24 protein-coding genes are annotated in these 22,315 nt (G+C 65.6%); 8 read left to right on the top strand and 16 right to left on the bottom strand.

The window, feature by feature from the left end:
* Positions 1-7: 7 nt before the first annotated feature.
* The 3 genes from HKW67_RS18880 to HKW67_RS18870 form a co-directional block, all read right to left on the bottom strand.
* A complete protein-coding gene (locus tag HKW67_RS18880; RefSeq protein ID WP_230981063.1) occupies positions 8-472 on the bottom strand; it encodes an RsmD family RNA methyltransferase in 465 nt (154 codons plus the stop codon).
* Positions 473-546: 74 nt separating this feature from the next.
* Positions 547-957, bottom strand: a complete 411-nt coding sequence (locus tag HKW67_RS18875; protein ID WP_230981062.1) for a group II truncated hemoglobin — start codon at positions 955-957, stop codon at positions 547-549.
* 322 nt (positions 958-1,279) lie between these two features.
* Positions 1,280-2,035: a hypothetical protein gene (locus tag HKW67_RS18870; RefSeq protein ID WP_171226859.1), complete on the bottom strand. Its 756-nt coding sequence runs from the start codon at positions 2,033-2,035 to the stop codon at positions 1,280-1,282.
* Positions 2,036-2,281: 246 nt separating this feature from the next.
* On the opposite strand from HKW67_RS18870, the gene HKW67_RS18865 reads away from it, so the two are divergent.
* Positions 2,282-2,854 (top strand): YybH family protein, encoded by a 573-nt coding sequence (locus HKW67_RS18865; protein WP_171226858.1) that lies wholly within the window; start codon positions 2,282-2,284, stop codon positions 2,852-2,854.
* 5 nt (positions 2,855-2,859) lie between these two features.
* Positions 2,860-4,557: an alpha/beta hydrolase-fold protein gene (locus HKW67_RS18860; RefSeq protein WP_171226857.1), complete on the top strand. Its 1,698-nt coding sequence runs from the start codon at positions 2,860-2,862 to the stop codon at positions 4,555-4,557.
* A gap of 11 nt (positions 4,558-4,568) precedes the next feature.
* On the opposite strand, the gene HKW67_RS18855 is transcribed toward HKW67_RS18860, so the two are convergent.
* The 9 genes from HKW67_RS18855 to HKW67_RS18815 all read right to left on the bottom strand — a co-directional run bounded on the left by HKW67_RS18855 (position 4,569) and on the right by HKW67_RS18815 (position 10,538).
* Positions 4,569-5,951 carry an NAD(P)/FAD-dependent oxidoreductase gene (locus HKW67_RS18855; protein WP_171227750.1) on the bottom strand — a complete coding sequence of 461 codons (1,383 nt, stop codon included), beginning with the start codon at positions 5,949-5,951 and terminating at the stop codon, positions 4,569-4,571.
* A 10-nt stretch (positions 5,952-5,961) separates the two neighbouring features.
* Complete coding sequence (locus HKW67_RS18850; protein WP_171226856.1) at positions 5,962-6,579, bottom strand: hypothetical protein; 618 nt, start codon at positions 6,577-6,579, stop codon at positions 5,962-5,964.
* Complete coding sequence (locus HKW67_RS18845) at positions 6,576-7,028, bottom strand: hypothetical protein (RefSeq protein WP_171226855.1); 453 nt, start codon at positions 7,026-7,028, stop codon at positions 6,576-6,578. The genes HKW67_RS18850 and HKW67_RS18845 overlap by 4 nt, the downstream gene beginning before the upstream one ends.
* Entirely contained in the window at positions 7,025-7,555 is a 531-nt protein-coding gene (locus tag HKW67_RS18840) for an SRPBCC family protein (RefSeq protein WP_171226854.1), read from the bottom strand. Before HKW67_RS18840 ends, HKW67_RS18845 begins: the two co-directional genes overlap by 4 nt.
* Before the next feature lie 114 nt (positions 7,556-7,669).
* The gene (locus HKW67_RS18835; protein WP_206044496.1) at positions 7,670-8,284 is read right to left on the bottom strand and encodes a hypothetical protein; all 615 of its coding nucleotides are present in this window, start codon (positions 8,282-8,284) and stop codon (positions 7,670-7,672) included.
* A complete protein-coding gene (locus tag HKW67_RS18830) occupies positions 8,285-8,872 on the bottom strand; it encodes a DUF1697 domain-containing protein (protein ID WP_171226852.1) in 588 nt (195 codons plus the stop codon).
* A gap of 48 nt (positions 8,873-8,920) precedes the next feature.
* Positions 8,921-9,559 (bottom strand): MOSC domain-containing protein, encoded by a 639-nt coding sequence (locus HKW67_RS18825; protein WP_171226851.1) that lies wholly within the window; start codon positions 9,557-9,559, stop codon positions 8,921-8,923.
* A complete protein-coding gene (locus HKW67_RS18820; RefSeq protein WP_171226850.1) occupies positions 9,559-9,993 on the bottom strand; it encodes a nuclear transport factor 2 family protein in 435 nt (144 codons plus the stop codon). Before HKW67_RS18820 ends, HKW67_RS18825 begins: the two co-directional genes overlap by 1 nt.
* Entirely contained in the window at positions 9,993-10,538 is a 546-nt protein-coding gene (locus HKW67_RS18815; RefSeq protein WP_171226849.1) for a carboxymuconolactone decarboxylase family protein, read from the bottom strand. Before HKW67_RS18815 ends, HKW67_RS18820 begins: the two co-directional genes overlap by 1 nt.
* Positions 10,539-10,642: 104 nt before the next feature.
* Here HKW67_RS18815 and HKW67_RS18810 point away from each other — a divergent pair, with 104 nt between their 5' ends.
* The 5 genes from HKW67_RS18810 to HKW67_RS18790 all read left to right on the top strand — a co-directional run bounded on the left by HKW67_RS18810 (position 10,643) and on the right by HKW67_RS18790 (position 13,909).
* Positions 10,643-11,203: a TetR/AcrR family transcriptional regulator gene (locus HKW67_RS18810; RefSeq protein ID WP_171226848.1), complete on the top strand. Its 561-nt coding sequence runs from the start codon at positions 10,643-10,645 to the stop codon at positions 11,201-11,203.
* Between the two features lie 421 nt (positions 11,204-11,624).
* A complete protein-coding gene (locus HKW67_RS18805) occupies positions 11,625-11,837 on the top strand; it encodes a cold shock domain-containing protein (RefSeq protein WP_171226847.1) in 213 nt (70 codons plus the stop codon).
* Positions 11,838-12,086: 249 nt separating this feature from the next.
* Entirely contained in the window at positions 12,087-12,530 is a 444-nt protein-coding gene (locus tag HKW67_RS18800) for a hypothetical protein (protein ID WP_171226846.1), read from the top strand.
* Positions 12,531-12,559: 29 nt separating this feature from the next.
* The gene (gene infA, locus HKW67_RS18795; RefSeq protein WP_171226845.1) at positions 12,560-12,775 is read left to right on the top strand and encodes a translation initiation factor IF-1; all 216 of its coding nucleotides are present in this window, start codon (positions 12,560-12,562) and stop codon (positions 12,773-12,775) included.
* A 96-nt stretch (positions 12,776-12,871) separates the two neighbouring features.
* A complete protein-coding gene (locus HKW67_RS18790; RefSeq protein ID WP_171226844.1) occupies positions 12,872-13,909 on the top strand; it encodes a zinc-binding dehydrogenase in 1,038 nt (345 codons plus the stop codon).
* A gap of 73 nt (positions 13,910-13,982) precedes the next feature.
* On the opposite strand, the gene HKW67_RS18785 is transcribed toward HKW67_RS18790, so the two are convergent.
* From HKW67_RS18785 to HKW67_RS18775, 3 genes are all read right to left on the bottom strand, one after another.
* Positions 13,983-14,396 (bottom strand): nucleotide triphosphate diphosphatase NUDT15, encoded by a 414-nt coding sequence (locus HKW67_RS18785; protein WP_171226843.1) that lies wholly within the window; start codon positions 14,394-14,396, stop codon positions 13,983-13,985.
* A 189-nt stretch (positions 14,397-14,585) separates the two neighbouring features.
* Positions 14,586-15,038, bottom strand: a complete 453-nt coding sequence (locus HKW67_RS18780) for a hypothetical protein (protein ID WP_171226842.1) — start codon at positions 15,036-15,038, stop codon at positions 14,586-14,588.
* Positions 15,039-15,364: 326 nt separating this feature from the next.
* Positions 15,365-17,818, bottom strand: a complete 2,454-nt coding sequence (locus HKW67_RS18775; RefSeq protein WP_206044495.1) for a zinc-dependent metalloprotease — start codon at positions 17,816-17,818, stop codon at positions 15,365-15,367.
* 418 nt (positions 17,819-18,236) lie between these two features.
* Here HKW67_RS18775 and HKW67_RS18770 point away from each other — a divergent pair, with 418 nt between their 5' ends.
* Positions 18,237-20,753: a TonB-dependent receptor gene (locus HKW67_RS18770; RefSeq protein ID WP_171226840.1), complete on the top strand. Its 2,517-nt coding sequence runs from the start codon at positions 18,237-18,239 to the stop codon at positions 20,751-20,753.
* 165 nt (positions 20,754-20,918) lie between these two features.
* Here the strand turns inward: HKW67_RS18770 and HKW67_RS18765 are convergent, their stop codons facing one another.
* On the bottom strand, positions 20,919-22,274 hold the full coding sequence (locus HKW67_RS18765) for an alpha/beta fold hydrolase (protein ID WP_171226839.1): 1,356 nt from the start codon (positions 22,272-22,274) through the stop codon (positions 20,919-20,921).
* Positions 22,275-22,315 lie beyond the last annotated feature (41 nt).

Here is a 22,315-nt window from a genome sequence, read left to right as displayed (position 1 = left end):
GTGAGAACTACAGGCGGTACACCGAGATGGCGCTGTCATCGAACACTTGGGTATGCTGCGGCTTCACGATCGGTGGCAACACGTGCACCCGCGCGTGTTCGATCGCAAGGATCGTCGAAAACTTCTGCCGATGCCAGCTCTCGATGAGGCGGTCCAGCATCTTCGACTCGTATGGGGGATCGGCGAAGGCGATATCGAACTTCCCCGACGGCAGGGCACCCGCAAACGGCAGCGCGTCCTTCTTGTAGACGCGTGTCTTCTCGCGAACGCCGAGCGCGGCGATGTTGGCCTTCAGCGCATGCAGACTCGAGGGGCGGAACTCCACGAAGTCCACGTACTTGCCGCCGCGTGACAGCGCTTCGAGGCCGAGCGCGCCGGTGCCGGCGAACAGATCGATGATGCGGGCCCCTTCGAGATCGTTGCGCAGCAGTCGCATGAGCGCCACCCGCACCGTCTCCCCCGTGGGGCGCACCCGGAAATCATTGGGTGAGGTGAGGTGTCGTCCTGCAAACTTTCCGGCCACAATGCGCATAACGGTCTTCTGAGCTACTCGGGTTGGTTGCGCATATGATCGGCCAGCTGGTGCATCCTGAGCTTCAGATATCCGCGGAGCTCCTCGGACATCGCGTGCTCGGTCAGCGCCTGATCCATGCACCACAGCCACTCGTCCCGCTCGCGCGCGCCGATGGCAAAGGGAAAATGCCGCATCCGCAGCTTCGGATGGCCGAACTGCTCTACGTACAGATCCGGCCCGCCGGTCCACCCGGTCAGAAACAGATAGAGCTTCTCGCGGGACGCCTTGAGGCTGGTCGCGTGAAGCGCCCGCACGTTCACCGCTTCGGGGGCGGTGTCCATAAAATCGTAGAAGCGATCGACCAGCGCACGAATGCCGGTCTCGCCGCCGAGCTCTTCGTAGTGAGACATGGGAGTGACGAAGAGTAGCGTCTGATGGGTCACCGGCAAACAACGCCAAGAGTAAACGGCGCCAAGAATCAGGGGCGCCAAGAATCAGGGGCGCCAAGAATAAACGGCGCGAAAAGGAAAGAGCGACACGGCGAACCGCGCCGACCACCCCGTGCGGTCACGCGTATTCTCCCCGTCGCTCCTAACTCTTAGCGCCCCTAACTCTTAGCGCCCCTAACTCTTAGCGCCCCTAACTCTTAGCGCCCCTAACTCTTAGCGTTGTTTACTCTTAGCGTTGTTTACTCTTAGCGTTGTTTACTCTTAGCGTTGTTTACTCTTAGCGCTGTCTATTCCTAGCGCCGTCTGCCCGTGACCATCAGCGCGGCCATCTTTGCGGCGTCCCGACCGGCGCTCGTCCTCGGTCGATCACTTCACCGATCACGGTGCCGATGATGCCGCCGTTGCCGCCCACGCGGGTGCCAATGCGGCCGCCGTTGCGCCGGCGGTCATGCTCTTCGCAGTGATCGTCGCCGGCACCGCCGCCGCGGATCACGACACCGATGATGCCGCCCCATCCTCCGCCGCGACGTCCACTGTCGCCGTTACCGACGTTGCCGCTGCCGGTGCCGCGATCGCGGCCAGCGTCTTCGTTGCCGCTGGCCGATGGGCCCGAGGTGACGGCAGCTTCGGTCGATAAATCCGGCGGGGCCTGCACACCGGGCTCAGGGCTCGGCGCGGGCGTGGGCTCCACGCGCTCGGTCGTTACGACGGCCGGGGCGGGCGCTTCGCTCACCGCGTCCGGCGTGACCGTTTCCGTGATCGGTGCGCTCGGCGTGGGGCGCGCGGTGCGTCGCGGCGTGGGCACGGCATCGCGACGTCCCACCTGGTCACCGCTGGGCGCGCCAGTCGGGCCGCCCTCGAGCGCCGACACCACCGCCGTCCGTGGGCGCTCGGCGGCCGTCGCCAACTGCAAGTCACGTTCGAGGTCGGCCGTCATGGCCGCCTGATCGCGTTCTCCACCACAGCCCCCCAGCGCGAACACCGCGGCCATTCCTGATACGACCGCCGCCGTCTTCATCGTCTTCCGCACGCGCTCCTCCTGGCCGCCGGGCCATGGCAGACGGGCATCCACGCGGCGCCTGCCGTGTGATCCCGATACCAAGGTGCACAGCAATGACCGCGCCAGTTGGTGTCGGCGCGCTGCCAGAGGGAACTTCGCTTTTCCGCGCGACCAACCGTCCTCAAACGGTGACAACCGGTGTCCTCTGCGCGGGAACGTGGACAGGTCCCAAACAGCGGGAGCGGCATGAGACCGCCCTCGTTATCCTCACGGAGAGCCGTCCACCGTTCCAATCGGGCACCCGTTCCCCACGCCACGATGCGCCCACTCATCCACCGCCTGTTCGCTGTCGGCGCCGCCGCCGCCGTCCTGTCGATGCTGACCGCGTGCACCGACCCGCTCCGCGTCTCGGCGGCTGACCGACGCGCGATCGCCGACACGCTGAGCGCCCTCGTGACCGACGCCTACGACTTGTCGAAGCCCGACCCCGCCGCACGGCTGCTCAGCCTGTACCCGGACAGCGGACGTGTCATCTCCGCGGTGGCCGGGCGGGTGAGCACCGCGCGCGACACTCTGGCCGCCGAGATCGCCGGATTCTGGCAGCGCGTGGGTCGCAACATGCAGAACCCGCGCTTCGTACTGGGTTCCACCTACGTCGACGTGATCACGCGCGACGCCGCCGTGCTCACGCTCGTGTACAGCATTCCGCACACTACGCCGCAAGGCACGCCACACACCGTGAGCGGCGCGTGGACGATGCTCTGGCGCCGCGAGAACGGACGCTGGCGCATCGTGCAGGAACATCTCTCCGACACTCCTGAATCCACGGCGCCGGGGCTGGCGTCGGAAGTTCCCTTCGCGGCACCGCCGCCGCCTTCGCACCAGCACTGACCGCCATGTCGATGTTTCGCTTCCCCCGTTTCACCGCATGCTTTACCGCACGGCTAGCCGCCGGCGTCGCCCTGATCACCGCACCCGCCGCCGCACAGACAGTGCAACTCCGCTTCGACGCGTCGGTTGCCTCGGGCCCGATCACCGGCCGCGCCTTCTTCTTCATCGCGCGTACCGATCGCAGCGAACCGCGGCAGCAAGCCAGCTCCAGTCGCGGCAGCGAACCATTTTTCGGCGTCGATGTCGAGGGACTGCGTCCCGGCGACGTGGCCACGATTGATGGCTCGACGCTGGGCTTTCCGGTGGCGTCGCTGAAACAGCTGCCCGCGGGCGAGTACTTCGTGCGGGGCATGATCCTGCCGTACACCAAGTTTGCGCGCGCCGACGGACATACGATCTGGGCGCACATGGATGCGTGGGAAGGCCAACGCTTCAACAACGCGCCCGGCTCGCTCGTGAGCGCGGTGCAGAAGCTGCGCATCGACCCGGCCACGAATCCGGTGATCTCGCTGTCGCTCACCAAGGTCCTGCCGCCCGTTGCCTCGCTCACCGATTCGCCGTGGGTAAAGCGGTTCACGATGACGTCGAAGAAGGTCAGCGCCTTCTGGAATCACGAGATGCCACTCGGTGCGGTGGTGCTGTTGCCCAAGGGTTACGAGCAGAACACCACCAAGCGCTATCCGGTGGTGTACACCGTCGGTCACTTCAGCGAGCGGGCACCGTTCGGCTTCACCTTCGATGGATGCGACACACCCGAGACCGCACAGGCCAAGGCAGCGCGACTCGTGCGGAGCGCGCGTGAACCGGGCTGTGAATTCCAGCAGGCGTGGACCGCGGGCAAGGTACCCGAGTTCATCGCCGTATTCATTCAGCACCCCACGCCGTTCTACGACGACAGCTACGTGCTCAACTCGGCCAACAATGGCCCGTACGGCGACGCCATCACGCAGGAGTTGATTCCCGAGATCGACAGGCGCTACCGCACCATTCCGTCGTCCTACGCGCGCACGCTGACCGGTGGCTCCACCGGTGGATGGGATGTGCTCGCGCTGCAGGTACACTATCCCGACGTGTTCGGTGGCGCGTGGTCGCTGTATCCCGACCAGCTCGACTTCCGCAATTATCAGTTCGGCAACGTCTACGCCGACTCGAATGCGTTCGTCATGAACGAGCGCTCGTGGCTGCCGCGCGAGGTGCCGTCCAGTCGCTCACCGGAAGGCATGACCGAACTCACCATGCGCGAAGAGAACACCGCCGAACTGGTGATCGCGACCAAGGGCCGTTCAGCCGGTCAGTGGGATGGCTGGCAAGCCGCCTGGGCGCCGGTGGGAGCCGATGGATACCCCAAGTCGCTGTGGGACAAGCGCACCGGTGTGATCGACAAGAGCGTCGCCGAGGCGATGCGCACCAACGGCTACGACCTGCGCGATTACGTGGAGCGGAATTGGCCCACCATTGGCCCAAGACTGGTCGGCAAGTTGCACGTGGCCGTCGGTGACATGGACAACTACTTCCTCAACCTCGGCGTGTACCGCTTCGAGACATTTCTCGAAAGCACGAAGGAGCCGGGCAAGGGCCCGTACTACGCCGGCAAGTTCGACTACGGCCGTCCACTCAAGCCGCACGGCTGGCAGCCGTGGAGCAATCAGGAACTGCTGCGCATCATGGACGAGCAGGTCAAGCGCAACGCGCCGCGACCGTAGGCATCACCGCGCTACAGCTGCCCCGTGCTACCCCAGTTGGCCAACAGCGCGACATACGCCGGATCGTCGTAGCGTGTGGGCAGAAATGCCCGCTCGTAAGGAGGCCGCGTGGCACCGATGATCTGCGCGGCGAGCAGTTCACCGCAGGCCGGTGCGGCCATGAGACCGAAGCCCGAGAACGCCGCGCACACGAACGCGCCGTGTGCGCCGCTAGGGCCTACCAGCGGCCGGTTCTCGGCCGTCTTGGTGTAGTAGCCGCCGTCCACGTACGCATGCGGCAATCGCTCGAGATACGCGGCAAGCCCAGGGGCCAGCGACGTCATGCCGCGCAGCACGAGCTCGGGATAGAGCGCGTCGTCAGGCATCGGATACTCCGGCACGCTGAACCGATGCGCGCTGTGGTAATCCCACAGCATCAGCACCGTACGACTCGCGCCGTACCCTTCCGGTCGCAGATGAATGCCGGCCGGCATCGGCTCGGTCAGCCATCGGGTGGCGTCGTCCGCGGCCAGCTCTTCGCGCTCGTCGTCGCCCCACGCGAGAAGCTGCGCATCATCGAGAATCACCAGACCCGTGTCGCGGTCGATCACCCCGGCGGTGTCCTCGATGGCGATCTTGTAGTGCGCCTCCGAAAACAGCGGAAGCTCCGCGCCCACCAACGCGCCCACCGGCGCGGCATACGGGCCGGCCGCATTCACGAACACAGGGGTCCGGATCTGCGTTCGCGTGCCATCCGCGTGCGCCACGTCCACCGCCTCCACGGCGCCCGACGCGTGTACCACGCGCTCCACACGCCCGCTCAGCAGCTGGACACCGGCCGCCTTCGCTTCCTCGAGCAGATACATGCCGAGCTGCTGCCCACTGAACCAGCCACACCGGCGCGCGTGCAGGACCGCGACGATATCGGGATGCATCCATGGGAAGTGCTGACGAATCGCGTGGGAATCGAGAAAGAGGTCGGCGCCATCGGGGACGCCACGAAAGCCGCGGTGCGGACTCCGACGATACGGCGCAGCATCGGCCATCGAGCGATAGACGCGAATCGGGCCGGCCCCCTGTGCACTCGCCCGCGCCGCATCAGCAGCGAAACGGTCTGCCGTCGCCGGATCGCGCGTCGCGTACAGATACCCGCGGCGATTGAGTCCGAATCGATCGTCACTGGCGTCCGACCACTGCTCGAGGAGATCGATGCTGCGATCGATCAGCCGCACCATCGCATCGTCGGGGCCCGGCCACCAGTTGCGATACGCCTCGGTGCTCTTGTCGCTGGTCAAGGTGAGCGGGGCGCGCTCATCGACCAGCAGCACGTTGCGCACACAATGCGTCACGGCGAGCGCATGCGCCGTGGCGATGCCGGCGATACCGGCCCCACAGATCACCACATCAGTCGTCATCACGACATCATCACGACGTCGGCATGCGACGAGACACGTCGCGCGTGGCCCAGAGCGCTCGCTCCACCATCACCGGGGTGAACACCTGCGTGAACGTCGCCGACAGCTGCGCCGATCGCTCACGCAGCGCCACGGCGTACTTGGCGTAGTACCCGTTGGTCCACGCCACCGCTCCGAGCTGCGGCACCTGCGCCGCGACGTCCTCGTCGAAGAACGGATACACCGTGGGCGCCATCACGGCGAGCAGTGCAGACGCGGTGGCAGCACCGACGCCCTTGAGCGCCACCAGAGCGGTAACCGGCTTGGTGGGGTGCGGAATCTGCTCCCACGCCGACCGGCTTGCCTCGACGACCGCGTCGGGGGTGTTGCCACGCACCAGCACGAGATTCGGTGCGCGCCAGACGCCGCGCGCCATCTTCCACTCGGTGATGCGCACCATCTCCTCGTGCGACACGTAGCCTGGGGTGCGCGCCGCGATCAGCGCCGGCAGCTCGGTGCGATACCACACATCGTGTTCGACCAGCCGTCCCGACGGTACGGCGGCGATCGCGGCGTCGTAACCGGCAAGTGCCGCCTGCCATCGGTCTTCCTGCTCCGACTTCCACAACGATTCAACCGATGCACTCACGAGCGACGCTGCCCGACCAAGGACATCAGCGTCGCACCGGCGGTCACACCGAGCGCGGCGAGCGCCGGGGCGATCAGCTGAATCCACACCGGTGTCTGCGCCTGCATCATCGCCTCCATGTTGGTGAGCGAGCCGTCGCGTGCCACGGTCGCGTTCACGCCGCTCGTGATCGCCGGAAGTGCCATGAGAATGCCGAACGCGAGCGTCATGCCCGCGAGAATGAGCGGCACTTTGCGATCGCGGGACAGCTTCGACACCACGATGCCCGCCACCAGCCCGGAATCGAACTGAAAGAAGCAAAACACCGCGATCCAGAGCGGCGTCACGGCGTAGCTACCGGGCAGAAACGTGCGCTCCGTGCCGAGCGCGAAATACACCGCCGTGAGTGTGGCGAAGAGAACCACGAACATCAGGATGTAGCCCGCGAGGGCGATGCCGAACGATTTCACTTCGCCTCCACCCGTGTCTTGAGCGTGACCAATCCGTCTTCGAAGTCTTTGCCGATCATCGTGTCCATGTTCATGAACAAGCCGATCACCTTCGATAACAAGGTATTCGGACCCCGCATCGCCCACGTGACCCGCGTGCCGCCAGAGGCTGGCTCGAGGTTGAACTCGACCACGTTGTGTCCTTCGATCGGCTTCAGCATATCGAGCTGCATCGTGATCTTCGAGGGCGGCATCAGCTCGCGCACGGTCATCGTGCCTTCGCCGGCCTTGGAGTTGCCGCTCCAGTAATAGCTGGCGCCCGCGGCACCAGGCGTGCCGTTGAACACCTTCTTCATTTGCGGATCGAGCTTCTCGTACGGCGACCACGGGGCCCACTGATGCAGATCGGCGATCTTCGGGAAGATCACCTCCGGCGGCGCGGCGATGACCACCGCACGCTCGATGGCGAACGCATCCGGCTGACGGGATGCCATGAGCAGTAGCGCGCCAAGCAGGACCAGCAGAATGATGCCGACAGTCTTGAGCATACGCGTCTCGGACGTAGGTGGCGCGGGGAGTGATCTCCAACGAGAACTGGGCTACCCGCCGTCGATATAGTGCGGGGCGGCGCGCGAAGGCGCTACCCGCAACGGCGGTCGCCCTCAGTCGCGCGGCAGCGTGAGGGGCTCGATGGCGCGCACCTGCCACACATTTCGCCGATCGCGTATCAAGGTGACACGCCACGCCGAGTGGCAGTGCTCACCGCAGGTGCGCGCCACAATCACGGCCACACTGAGCGCGTCGCGCTGGGTACCGTCGGGGCTCTGCGCGAGCAGGGTCGGACGCGTGAGGGCCACGAGTCCGCTGCTGGCCGGATAGCGCGCGAACCACGCCTCCCATCCATCGGGCTCGGCGCGAAACTGCTGCTCGAGTGTCGCCAACGACTCCAGATGCACCGGCAAGGGCAGTGCGAGGGCCGCGGTATCGGGTGGTTGTGCCTCGAACGGGACCCCGGAGTCGCGCAGCAGTTGCAATGTGGGCGACAAGTGTGTGGTGTCGCTCCAGAACACGAGTCGCTTTGCGTGTTCCCGTGCGTCGAACAGCGCCAGCAGCGCGGCGCGCTGCACCGCAGCCTGCTCACGCGCGCTGAATGTCGCGGGCCGCAATCGCAGTAGGAGTGCAGCACCGAGCGCCAGCACGAGCACCGGGTATAGCACGCGGAGCTTCAGCGCGGGCGCGGCGCCGGGGGCCGGCATTTCGTCCGCGCTGGTCTCCAACTACGCGTCTTCGTTCGCGGCCGCCGCGACATCGTCTACCAGCGACTGCAGCTTGCCGATGGTATTCCAGTTGCGCGCCGTCACGCGGTCACCGAGCAGCTTCGCGACGGCGTCGACGAGTGGACTCTCCGTGGCGCCCTCGGGCGCATGCTGATACGCGGCCCGCGATCCGACGTGCAGCTGTTCTTCTCCCCAGTCCTGCTCGAGGAGCGGCAACAGCGCCTGCCGGTCGTAGAACTCGCGCCAGATCGATACGAACAGGCGGCTCGGGTCGACGTCTTCGCCATCGATGGTATTCTCGTCGAGGATCGTGTCGAGCTCCGCGGCGGTGACCACGACGACGCGCGTCGACACTTTCATGCGCTGCAGAATGCCCTGCTCGAGCGCGATCGCCGCTTCTTCCGTCGGCTTACCGTGCGCGGCATACACCAGATTACCGCTGTTCAGCAGCGTGCGCGGATTGCCGAAGCCGATGCTGCGTGCGAGCTCGCGGAGCTCCAGCATCGGCACCTTTTTCGAACCACCAACATTGACGCCACGCAGCAGAGCGATGTGGACGTCATCTCGATCCCGGGAAATTCGTGCCATGGTGGAGTATAGCCGCCCCACCGATCTGCCGGGATGCGCGGCTCGGGTTCACACCAGGTGAATCACGTCGTGGAGACGGATTCTGCCTGGCTGCACGACCTCCGCGTTCAGCGCGAGCTTGCCACCGAATCGTCGCCCGATATCGCGAAGGACCTCTGGGTCACGCGTGATCGCATCGGGATCGACCGTAGTCATGGGGCAGCGTGCGCGCAGAGAGTCGAGGCGGATGACCACGGTGCCGATGTGCAGATACCGTCCCTCCCATTCGCGCTCGGCCATGCCCGGCACGCCGCCAACGAGGAGGTTTGGACGGAGCCGCCGGATATCGCGGCCGAATTCCTGCACCGCGCCATCGGTCGCGACCAGCAGCGGCAACACGTCAAAGCGCTCGACGCCGGTGTAAGCGGCAAGCCATGCGTCCGCCCCCGCGGCCTCCCGAACAGCTGCCGCCGCCGCCTCGGACTGCCATGGCTCACCGTTCACCAACGGTATCCCATCGGCGCCGAGCGTCCCGTGCAGTCCGAGGAGCTGATACTGCCGTCGCGACGTACGGACGCCCTCCGGCCCCCGGACATGGACGATGCGATCGCCGCGAATGCCGTCGTCATCGACCCACGCGTCATCGAGCACTTCTCCGGCCAGTGTCTTGACCGGATATCGCCACAGCCCCGCAACCGTGAGCGCCATCAGCGTGTGCCCTCGTGGAGCTCCCGATCCTCTTCGCGAATGGCTTCATCGTTGATGCTGGCGAAGCGTCTCGCCATGAGTCCCTCGGCGTTGAATTCCCACATCTCGTTACCGTGCGAGCGCCACCACTGCCCGGCGTCATCGTGCCACTCGTAACGAAAGCGGACGGCGATACGGTCGTCACCGAATGCCCAGAGTTCTTTGCGTAAGCGGTACTCGTGTTCGCGGGCCCACTTCGCGGTCAGAAATTCGCGGATGGCCGGACGACCACGCAGGAACACCGAGCGATTGCGCCACTCGGAGTCCTCCGTGTACGCCATCGACACGCGCCCGGCGTCTCGACTGTTCCACGCCTGCTCCGCCATGTGCACTTTGAGACGCGCGGTCTCGGCGTTGAAGGGCGGGACCAGCGCCGGCATGGCTGGCATCGACATCACGCGGCCGTCGCGAGGGAGACCAGCGGAAAGTCGACATCGGTGTCGGCGAGGTTGTTGAGTGAGTTGGTGAACACGTTGAGCGCCACGTGCGCCACGGTTTCCACGATCTCGCTGTCAGAGAGGCCCGCGAGCCGCGCTGCGGCAAGCACGGCGTCGTCGACGCGTCCGCTGGTGTGCAGAATCGCCAGCGCCAGCGCAATGGCGGCTGATGCCTTGGGATCAGCCGACGCGCCGTGGCGCGCGGCATCGAGTTCGGCGGCGGCGACGCCGTGCATCCCGCCGATCGCCGTATGCGCCGACAAGCAGTATTTGCAGCCGTTCTGCTGGGCGACAGCGATCGCGATGCGTTCACCGATCTTTCCGCCAAGCAGCCCCTTGCCGAGTGTGCCGAAGAGGCTGTTCAAGGCCGTGAGCGTGGCGGGTGACTGGGCTGCGGTGAGGAACATGTTCGGCGTCGCCCCGAAGGCCTTACGCGTAGCGGCGAGCTGTTCGGCGGCGGCGCCGGTGGCGGCAGTAGGATCGACGGGCTGAATACGGGGCATGGGGAACTCCATGAAGTGGGGTTGCGCTAAACTGTACCGAACGTTCGGTACAATAGAACGATCGTTCGGGTTCCGCAACCCCCTGTCTCGCGCTAGGATTCGGCATGGCTTCGACCACACTCACGAAACCCGAACTCCTTGATCGCCTGTCGGACACCTTTCGACGCCTGGGATACGACGGCGCATCGATTGCCGACATCGCTGCAGCCACCGGTCTCGGCAAGTCGAGTCTCTACCACTATTTCCCCGGTGGGAAGGAAGAGATGGCGAGCGAAGTGCTTGCCCACTTGGCCCAGTCGCTTGAACAGGCGCTCTTCGCGCCGCTGGCGGGTCCGGGGACACCCAACGCCAAACTGTCGCGAATGCTCGCCGTCATCGACGCGTTCTATGACGGAGGTCGCAAGGCCTGCCTGCTCGAGCGCATGACGGCGAGCGCCGACCGGAGTCGATTTCAGCGCCCGCTGCGCGGAATCTTCGTGCGCTGGATGGAGTCGATCGAGGGACTGGGCCGCGAGGCGGGCCTGACCCCGAAGGTCGCCGAGGCCCGCGCCGAGGACGCGGTGGTGCGCATCGAAGGGGCGCTCGTGCTCTGCGCGGCCACCGGAGACGTTGCGCCGTTCGCGCGAGCGCTGGCTGCTATTCGCGGAACGTTCTCGACACGCTGATAGAGTGTGCGGCGTGGCGGGGCTGAAGCACGAGCCCCAGACGTCGGGAATCCGGCGAACTCGACATTGCGGGCAGTCGCGGTATCCTCGAGGCCGCTCGTGGATGGAGGCAAGTCACCGTGCCACATGGAGCTAGGCGGCCGGGATCCTGAAAAATAGTTGGAGTATTGTTTGCGTTTCCGGGGAAGACATTGTACCTTCTCTGAAGCGATGCATGCGCCTCGGCGTATGGACAAGTTCCGATAGAAACGGGCCTGCCAAATCGAGCGGGTCTTTTTTTGTTTGCATCGTAGTCACCGAGTGGTGGCGACCGTCGTGAGGTTGATCACGAGTACCAGGTGGTTGGTTCCGTTCTGCATCGGCTCGTCTGTCCGCGTGCTCCGACTGACACCAGCACCAAATCAGAAACAGGAGTATCGCGATGCGTACGACCGGCACAGTCAAGTGGTTCAACGACGCCAAGGGCTTCGGCTTTATCACCCCGGCGAACGGACAGAAGGATTGCTTCGTTCACCATTCTGCCATTCAGGGCGGCGGCTTCAAGTCGTTGACCGAAGGCGAAACCGTTGAGTTCGACATCGTGCAGGGCCAGAAGGGTCCGGCCGCTGAGAACGTCACGCGGATGGGTCGCTAATTCGGGCGTCCAGCCCCTTCGTCATGAGTGCTTCGCGTAATACGAATCACGCATGACGACCCGAAGCGCCGTGTGCCCGGACATCTGTCCGCCACACGGCGCTTCGGCGTTGTCCCCTCTCACCGGGAACCACGCATGATTGAGAGCGCACCCGCCGAACGCGCGTTTGATCCGCGCGATACAGCTGCTCGCACTTCTTTCTTGTCTTCACACCGCGCGCAGGCTGTCTGCACGCGCGAGTTTGCTCGTTTGTCCGAAGGACTCGTCGCCGCCACCAAGGTGCTCGCGGTCCAGACGTCCATCGAACCGCCCACGGTTCGCCTGTCCCCCGATCGCTGCATCGTCCAGCTCGGCCCCGTCGCCCTTACGGTTGCGTGGCTGCGCAACGGCACGGATGTCCCGGCCGCCGGCCAGCTGCTGTGCATCGTCTGGCGTGGTGTGATCGCGCCGCGCGGTGAGCACGCCCCCGAGCGTCGCGGATGGCGCCAGGTGCCGGCCACGCCGCAGTCGGTCTGGGAAGAGACCTGTCTCCCCTCCGCCACGAGCGAAGCCACGTGGCATTGGCATCCGGAGTCGCTGGAACGCGAAGGCTATGCGTCTCTCGAGCTCGCGGGCCGCTGTATCGAACAACTCCGGACGGCTCTTGAGGCGCTCCTGCAGGACGCGCCGATCGACTCCGGTTCCACGACCTAGTACGACGTGCGCATGACCAAGGAGGTTCTATGAAGGAAGACGCCATCGAATTCGAGGGAGTCGTGTCGGACGTTCTACCCAGCGCGATGTTCCGTGTCGATCTCGAAAACGGACATTCGTTGCTGGCCACCATGGCGGGAAAGATGCGCAAGTTCCGCATCCGTATCCTCGCCGGTGACAAGGTTACGGTCGAAGTCTCGCCGTATGACCTGAGCCGCGGCCGCATTACGTTCCGCCACAAGTAGCTCCGTCACGTCAATGCAAGCGCAGTGCGGATTCGCACTGCGCGGCATGCGGGCAACGATCAGATAGCCGCCCGGTCACTCCGTTCAGGACCGTTTATGCGTGCTGTTCGTCTCCCCGCTCCCGGCCACCTCGTCGAAGACGCCGAAGTCCCGATGCCGCACTGCGGTCCCGGTGACGTGCTCGTGCGCGTTCGCGCCGCCGGCATCTGCCACTCCGACGTGCACTATCGAGCCGGGCGCTCGCGCGTCGAACCGCTGCCCCTCACGCTCGGTCACGAGGTGGCCGGCGAGATCGCCGCCGTTGGTCAGCACGTGCTCAATCACAACGTCGGCGACGCGGTCTGCCTGCACTATCTGGTCACCTGCGGGCAGTGCGACGATTGCCTCGCCGGTCGCGAGCAGTTCTGCGCCACGGTCAAGATGCTCGGGCACTTCACCGACGGCGGCTGGGCCGAGTACATCGCGGTCCCGGCCCGGAATGCCGTACCACTGCCCCATCGCGTGCCCTTCGAGCAGGGGGCGGTCATGATGTGCTCGTCGGCCACCTCACTGCACGCCCTCCGCAAAGGTCGGCTCAAGGTCGGCGAATCGGTGCTGGTGGTCGGCGCCGGGGGGTTGGGGATGTCGGCGGTGCAGCTCGCCCGGGCGCTCGGGGCCTCCGATGTGATCGCGGTAGACCGCGACCCCTTGAAGCTGGCGCTGGCCGAACGTTTCGGCGCGCGGACCATCCGGGGCGCCAATCTCTCGCCCGACGAGGTGGTCGCTCAGGTGCGCGCGATGACGAACGGGCGCGGCGTCGACGTGGCGCTGGAGCTGGTCGGCGCGCCGGATACGATGCGGACGGCGCTTCAGTCGCTCGCCCCGCTCGGTCGCGCGGTGGTGGTGGGCTTGTCCGACATCAATCTCTCGGTGGACACCTACCGCGACCTGATCGGCCGCGAGGCGGAGCTGATTGGTTCGAACGACCATCTCCTGAGCGAGCTGTACGAACTGGTCGAGATGGCCGACAAGGGCATTCTCAACCTCGCGGACGTGGTCACGAACACCGTGCCGCTGCAGGCGCGCGACATCAACGCGGTGCTCGACGCCTTGGCTCGCCACGAAGCGCCGGTTCGGACGGTCGTCGTACCCTAGATTTTCGACGCACTATACGAGCAGCAACAGAACACTACGGAAGCATTAGGTCCTGCAGGAAAAGAGCGGCGGCCTACACAACGCCGGGCGGGCGAAAGCCCTGCTCAAGCAGATGCTGAACGGAGAGAAAGCGTGGCTCGGGAATGGCATCCCACGAGCACCAGCGCCATTCGGCGCATTTCTCCGGCTCCAGCACGCGGGGTGAACCGACCTGCGCCGTCGCGAGCACAAAAAGCGTGACGTAGTGCTTGCCCGCCGCCTCGAAGAAGTCATTGGTGAACGGACCGACGCCGGTCACGGTGACATCGAGTCCGGTCTCTTCGGCGACCTCGCGCACGGCACAGGCCGCGATGGATTCGCCGAACTCGAGATGGCCGCCGGGGAACTGCCACGTGTTGTGCCCCTGCGTGCCGCCGAGCCGCCGGCCAACCAAGACCTGTCCGTCGCGGACCACAATGACGGCGACGCCGATGCGGGGGAACCTCATGTTGTCACCGGCGAGGGGCGCTAAGAATCAACGGCGCTAGGAATGAACGGCGCTAAGAATGAACCGCGCTAAGAATAAGGGGCGAAACAGCCAACGGCGCCGGCGTGGTTGGCGCCGTTCACTCTTAGCGCCGTTGATTCTTGGCGCCGTTGACTCTTAGCGCTTTTCACTCTTAGCGCCGTTCATCCTTTACATCCTCTTGCCAGTAACCGCAGTCGGGCTCGGTGCTTCCGGCATCATCGGCAGCGCGCGGAGTAGTGTGCCGGACAGCACATCGCCGGTCGCCTGCAGCGTCCAGGTGACGGTGGCTTCCTGCGGTCGCACTTCGCCATCGACGTTGAGCTGCACGATCTGCTTCTGCACGAACACGACGCCGGAGGCCGACGGCTTCGCGGACATCGTGGCGGCAGGCACGGGCGTGCCGTCCGGCCGCGGCGTGGGCTGGAGCGTGGCCACGAGCGAGTCGCCCTGCAGCGCGATGGTGAGCGTGGCTTTTCCCATGACCGGGGTGACGACGTCGTTCTCGATGCGACGTCCACGCTCGTAGTCGATATCCCAGTGGCCGACGAGGGAGGACTGCGCGGCCACCGGACTATTCGCGAGGGCCAGGGCCACGAACGCAACGCACAGCGGGATCTTCATGAAGTTAGCTCCAAAGGTAGGCGGGTTACCGCATGAGTCACGGCGAAGGCGAGAAGGGTTGCGTCGGATGGACGTAGAGCACCGTGAAAACAAACGGCGCGAAGAGTCAACGGCGCTAAAAGTGAACGGCGCTAAGCGTGAACGGCGCTAAGGTAGGGGGCGCCAAGAATGAAGGGCGGGAAAGGCAAACCGCGCCAACAGTGCTGAGCTTTGAGCTCTTGGCTGTTGGCGCGGTTCGTCGTTTACGCCCCTTACTCTTCGCGTGCTTGACTCTTAGCGCCGTTCACTCTTAGCGCGGTCGATTCTTAGCGCGGTTTGTCCGTGAATTACGGCCACGGTAGTACAATCACCGGGAACCTCGGTCGCGCGCTCGGGTCGTCGTTGCCGTCCATGAACGTCGCGATGTCGTGACGCGCGGAGGCCACGTGGGCTTGCACCGCGGCGTCGGCCGACGTCATGCCGGCGAGCTGCGTGTCGAGCGCCTTGAGATGCATCAGCGCGGCGGCACGCACGTCGGGCATGGCACGCTTGTCGCCGGCAAGGTCAAGGATCGCGTCGACGGCGGCGCGCTGGGCGGCGCGTTGCACGGCCTTCTCGGCGGCCGCGGTCGCGGCGGTGCTGCCCCACGTGCGCTGCACGACGGCGCGTAGTACTTCGTCGAGCGAGAGCGCGGCGTTGTCACGTCCCGCGATCAGCACGACACGCGCGAGGCGCTCGCGGTCGAGCAGATAGCCGATCACTTCCGTTGCCAGTCCACCGGCCAGCGTGACGGCGTCGAACGTGGTGCCGCCGTTGCTGTCGATCCACGTCATGTCGGCATTGAAACCCGGCGGCGCGGGCGGGATCATCTTCTGTACGCGCTCGGGGACCGTAAGCTCACTCGGCTGAATGGCGTCGAGCGCCATCGTGAGCGCGCGACGCTGGGTCGCTGCGGGCACGATCGTGGTCGGCGTCTGTCCGTCGCCGCGCAGCGTGAACGTGAAGTCCATACCGCCGATGTTCTTGGCGAGGCCTTCCAGTGAGTAACGGTGATGCAGATACACATGGGCGAAGCGCATGTTGAGCAGCGCCATCGGCTCGCCCGGCTTGATCGCGCGCTCGTCGAACTTGTCCATCAGCACGCGACGCAACTTCGACGTGCGCTCGACGGCGTCGAACATCGTGGCGCCTTCCACCCAGCGCGTCACTTCCGGAATCGATCCGTTGGCGTTGGCGTACTGGTCGTTGATGAAACGCACGTTGCGCGCGAGACCATCCTTCATGATCGCGTCGAGTCCCTTCGCTTCCGACGCGCTGTCGGCGTACCAGGTGTAACCCAGCTTAATGGCGAGCGTGTCCCAGGCGCCGGGGCCTTTACGGTACGCGTCGCGCAGATCGGGCGTGCCATCGGCGGCGAGCGTGATCAGCGGATACGGATAGTCCATCACCGACGTCCGGCCCTGCGAATGCGCGATGTAGTTGTGCGACAAGCCGAGCGTGTGGCCGATCTCGTGGGCGGCGTGCTGACGGCGGCGCGACATCGCGAACGTCTCGGCGTCCACATTCGGGCCGCGCGGACCGGAGGCGGGCACTGTGCCGGCCCAGATGTTGTAGTCGACCAGCGAGCGCCAGGCGTCCATGCGCACGATGGCGCGGATGATCTCACCGGTTCGCGGATCGCTGTAGCTCGGGCCCACGCTCGGGCCGGGACCGGAGCGGTGCACCCACATCAGCATGTTGTATCGGGCGTCCATCGGGTCGGCGCCGGCCGGCAGATCGAGGACGCGGAAGGCGTTCTTGAAGCCGGCGGCTTCGAACACTTTGGCCCACCAGTTGCCTCCCTGCCGCAGCGCTTCGCGGTACTGCGGCGGCACACCGGGGTCGAGGTAGTACGTGACCGGCGTGACCGGCTCCACGAGCTCGCCGCGACGATACGCCGCAGGATCCTTGGGCACGAGACGCCAGCGGTTGATGAAGCCCGAGCGATAGGTGCCGTCGAAACCCTGCGAGAGATCGGCGAACTGCGTCCCGCCGTAGCCGAAGCGCGGATCGAAGTTGCGCGGACGGTAGCTGGTGGGATCGGGGAGCACGACCAGTGAGTGGTGCTCCTCGAAGGTCATGGCTTTCGGATCGGGTGCGGCACGGCGCGCGAGTCCGCCGGGAGCGTCGCTCACGAAGGTGAGGATGGCGTGCACTTCGGCATTCTTCGGAAAGGCCTTGGTGCGCGCGGTATCGAGCCAGCTGCGGGTGGCATCCACGCGATAGACGCCGGCCGAGCCGCCGGCACCGACGCCGCCCGGCCCTGCACCGCCGCGGAGCGCGTCGGCCACGCCGTACGCGTCCGCCAGGAAGAGCGACGTCGCATCAACGGTCGTCATGCCGTCCTTTTCGCCGTCGACGGTGAACGAGGCCACCACCGACCGCGGAAAGGCGTCGGACGCCGCCTGCTTGTTGCCGGCGTCACCGTTCGGGGCCCGCACGCTCCAGTTGTCGCGCACCATCAGCACGCGATTGCCGCGTCGCTCGAGGCGCACCACCACGCTCTGCCCCATCTGGGCACGGTCGAGACCGGGGCCGTTGCTCTGTCCGAGTCCGGTCGTGAGGGTGACTTGATGCAGGAAATCCTTGCCCATCTGTCCGGCGGGGATATCGAGCAGGGCGCGATTGCGCGCTTCGTCCACGCGCACGCGCAGGAACGGGGCGTCAGGTGCTTGGGCGTGGAGCACAGACGTGACGCCGGTCAGGGCGACCGCCGCGGCGGCAAACCATTGCGGCAGCGAACGTGGGCAGAGCTGGGACATGTGGCGCGGGACGAGGTGGAGGTTCGGCGAACTCTCGATTGTAGCACCGGCAGAGAGGGGCGCGCTATCCGCAAGGGCGGGGAATGCGGGCGGCATTGGCGTCGAAATCAGCAACGGCAACGGCAACAGCAACAGCAACAGCAACAGCCAGAACACGGATGGCACCGATCACACCGAACCAGCACGGATAAGCCTACGGCGATGATCACGATGAGGCGCTCGTTGCCTATCTGTGTTGGTTCGGTGAATTCCGTGGTCTCCGTGCTCTGGCAGTTGCCGGTGCGGTCCCCTTCGTCATGATCGTCGCGCTCCCGATCGTCACGCAGGCGTTACCGCGCTACGACCGCGTCCGTCGCCAAAGCGTGACATGCGCTGGCGTTCTCTCGGTGTCGTCTCTCCTCAACACCTTGAGTCACACATGATCATCATGAAGTCGTCATGGCCACGCACCAACTGGCCCCTTTCACTCGCCGCGCTCCTCATCGCCTCGCCCGTTGCGCTCGCGGCGCAATCCGGTGGAACGGTTGCCGGATCCGTCTCGACGGCCGAGGGAAATCTTCCTGTGGAACGGGCGACGATCTCGGTGAGCGGCCGAGACGCCCGTGCGACCACAGATGTCGCGGGACGGTACCAGATCAGCGACCTGCCGGTGGGCACCTATTGGATCGTCGCGCGTGCGATCGGCCTGCTCCCGGACAGCGTGCAGCTGCGCGTTGTTGCCGGACAGACCATTCGCGGGAACCTCGCGCTCAAGCGCTCGACCACCACCCTGCAGCAGGTCGCGATCACCGCGCAAAAGCGTAGTGAGTCGGCGCAGGACGTGCCGGTCGCCGTCACGGCGCTCACGGCGGACTTCCTGACTAAGCAGAGCATCCAGCAGTTCGACGCCCTCTCGGCATATGTGCCGGGCCTCAACGTGCAATTGCAAAGCCCGAACAACCCGGGCTTCGTGATTCGCGGCATCACCTCCGACGACGGCACCAGCTACGTCGAGCCTCGCGTGTCGGTGTTCCAGGACGGCGTGTCGATATCCAAGTCGCGTGGCTCCGTGGTGGAGCTGTTCGACCTCGAACGCGTGGAAGTCCTGAAGGGCCCTCAGGGCACGCTGTTCGGACGCGGTGCCCAGATCGGGGCCGTGCACGTCATTCAGAACAAGGCCGTGAACAAGCGCGAATCGTCGGTGGCGATCGGCGGCGGCACGTTCAACGAGCTGTACGCGAACGGTATGGTGAACGCGCCGCTGGTAGACGGGAAGCTGTTCGGACGCGTGGCCGCGATCTACAACAAGCGCGACGGCTTCATCACAAACGCCGCGGGCGGCACGCTGAACGGTAAGAACACCGGCGCCGTGCGCGCGTCGTTGCGGTGGCTGCCGACGACGTCGTCGACCGTCGACATCATCGCCAACGCGCAAACGGATGATTCGCCCGGCACATCGTTCAAGAGCACGCGCTTCGCGCCGCCAGCTGGCGATGCCACGCCGTTCGCGCGCGCCGGCCTCAATGGTGGCGACTCGCCGGGTATCAACCGCCAGGTCGGCGGCCTCACCGTCCTCTACAATCAGCAACTCTCGCCGGCGTGGACGCTCACCAGCATCTCGGCCGGTCGTCGCTTCTACAGCGACGAAGCGTTCGACGCTGACGGCACGCTGGCGCCCGTGCTGCAGTTCCGCGAAGTCGCGGAAGGCAGTCAGGCCAGTCAGGAACTGCGCTTCGCGTACGATCGCGGCGGCAGGCTCACCGGCTTCGCCGGCGCGAGCGGGTTCTGGGAGCGCGGCAGTCAGCGCGTGCCCTTCAGCACTGATGAGCGCAGCCTCTTCGCGCTGCTCACTGGGCAGCCGATCGTGACCGCGAACGGGTCGGCCAACTTGAGCATCGTCAACAATCCGTCGACGGGGCTCCCGTTCAAGACGTCGCATACCGAGCAGTACCAGAACTTCGGACAGACGACGGCGGCCGACGTCTTCGCCGATGCGACCTACCGCATCTCGCGCCTCAGCCTCACCGCCGGTGTGCGCGGCACGTACGAACAGGTCGAGAACGCGTACGAAGTGCAGAACAGCGCCACACCCGGTTCGCTCGGCGCCCTGCTGCGCGCCGCGCCGAACAATCTCTTCGCGCCGACGAACGGCCGAAAGGAGGGCACGGGCGTATTTCGCTCCGCCGTTGGCCGTGCGATCGCGAACTACGATTTCGGTCGCAACTACATGGGCTACGCCTCGTTCTCGAAGGGACGCCGCCCGAACGTGGTGGTGGTCAACGCGGCCGGCGTGCGCACGCTCAGCGAAGAGACGGTGCTCAGCACGGAAGGTGGTATCAAAGGTGAGTTCGCCGGCGGTCGTGCGCAGTTCGACCTAAGCGCATTCGACTACCGCTACAACAACTTCCAGACGTCGATCACCCGCCTCACACCGACGGGACTGGTGAGCGAGACACTCGACGCCGGACGCGCCAAGGCCTGGGGCTTCGAAGGCAGCGTGCGTGGTCAGGTGAACGCCCAGACGTCGGTGTTCGCCACGGTGGGATATACCGATGCGAAGTTCGACAGCACCGACGCCAATGGCAACACGCAGGCGCGCGCCGGTAATCGCTTCCGCCTCACGCCGATGCACAGCTACTCGGCCGGCATCAATCTCGACGCCACGAAGCGGCGCTTCGGCCAGCTGTACGTCTCGCCGAATACCACGTATCGCGGCAAGGTGTTCTTCGAGGACACCAACCTTCCCGCGATCTCGGAGAAGGGCCAGCTGCTGTTCAACGTGCGCGGCGGCTTGCGCCTGCCCGACGATCGCACCGAGCTCACTGTGATCGCGCGCAATCTGTTCGATCAGCAGTACATCATCGACGCCGGTAACACCGGCGGCGCGTTTGGCATCCCGACGTTCATCGCCGGTGCGCCGCGCTTCGTGACGGTGCAGGTTTCGCGGCGCTTCTAGAACTGCAAAAGCAACAGCCAGAACACGGATGGCACGGAATACACCGAACCAACACAGATAAGCGAACGGCGCCGAGAGGAATACTCTCGGCGCCGTTTCGCTTATCTGTGCGTTGTCTGTGCCGTTTCCGTATATCCGTGTTCCGGCTGTTGCTTTTGCAGTTCACTACTCCCGCTGAAATTCCGCCGACACCAAGCGGCGTTTGTCACCAGGCTGGGTGCGCACCACGATCGTCTCGCCATTGACGCGCGTGCGCACCGTGATCGGTTCGCGGGCACCGAACCAGCGAATGGCGCGATCCACTGTTGGCACGCCGGGCGGGATCCCGGTGGCGCGCGTGCCGTCGAACTCCACGGTGTCGCGGCCGAGGCCGAGATAGCCGCGTGGACGGGCAATGAGTACGCTCACGCTGTCAGCGCGCGTGGCCGGCGGGGTGGGAAACCGGAAATTCACCACACGACTGGAACGTGGGAACGGCATGCGGAATACGTGCAGGATCACCGCGCTATCGGGACTCGCCAGCTCGAACTCGTAGCGCGCGGTCGGTGACGCGCGGAACGGACCCCAGCGTCCCGTGTGCGACGTGACCGCGCGGTACACTGGTGCGCCGATGCGCTGGCCGGTGGCTGCGTCGACCGCGTGCACCGTGATCACGGCATTCGCGAGCGGCAGGTTGGTTGGACTCGCGTTCACGTTGCCACTGATCATGCCCTCAAGCAGTGCAACCGTGTCGGGCACAATGTCCATGTGGGTCGGCGCGCGACCGGTGATGAAGCGGTACTGGGCGCGGAATGCGGCAGGTCCAAAGGCCACTTCGCGATGGTCCGTGCCGGGCAGCACCACGTTCAGCGCACCGCGCAACGCCGGCCCCCTGGCATCCACGTTGGTGGCCGTTCCCTTCATGCCGAGGCCCGCGCCGTCGGCCTGCGCGTACTTGTCTAGCGAGTCCGAGCGAAGGGCGAGGAACTTCACCCCCGGCACCACCTCAGTGCCGCGATTCAGGGCGCGCAGATAGGGGCCGGCCCCGTTGAATTCGCCGTCGGGCTGCACCGTGGGAATCGCGAATACACCATGGTTCGGTGTGCCCCCGGTGATCACGTGCGAGACATGCGCCGCGCCGCCGCCGAAGCGCACGTAGTTGCGGATCGTCATGCCGCCGCGCGAACTCCCCACTAATGCCACCTTGTTCGCTCCGGTCGTGAGCAGCACGCGCGTCACGAACGCGGCCAGCGCCGCGGTCTGCTCCTCGGGCGTGGAGCGATTCAGCTCCACCGCCGTGAGCGTGCTCGAGGACGACGGATTGGGCAGATCCACCGCGAACAGCCGCGACGCTGGATACCCGTTCGATTCGAATCGCCAGATCACGTTGTCCCACAGCCCGGCGTGGTCGCCGTTGCCGTGTACAAAAATCACGGGGGTCTGGGCGGCGGCGGCCTTCGGGAGCAGGGCCGCTGCAACCACCGCCACTAGGGCGCGGCGGAGCGTCGGCACGCGATGTCGGGAGAGCAGTCGGATGGGCATCTCGAAAATGTATTTCCAGGCCACCAAAGCGTCGCCAAAAT

The sequence above is a fragment of the Gemmatimonas groenlandica genome, assembly GCF_013004105.1.
Lineage (GTDB): Bacteria > Gemmatimonadota > Gemmatimonadetes > Gemmatimonadales > Gemmatimonadaceae > Gemmatimonas > Gemmatimonas groenlandica.
Note: the sequence above shows the minus strand (reverse complement) of the source record. Positions and strands in the feature narration are given on the sequence as shown.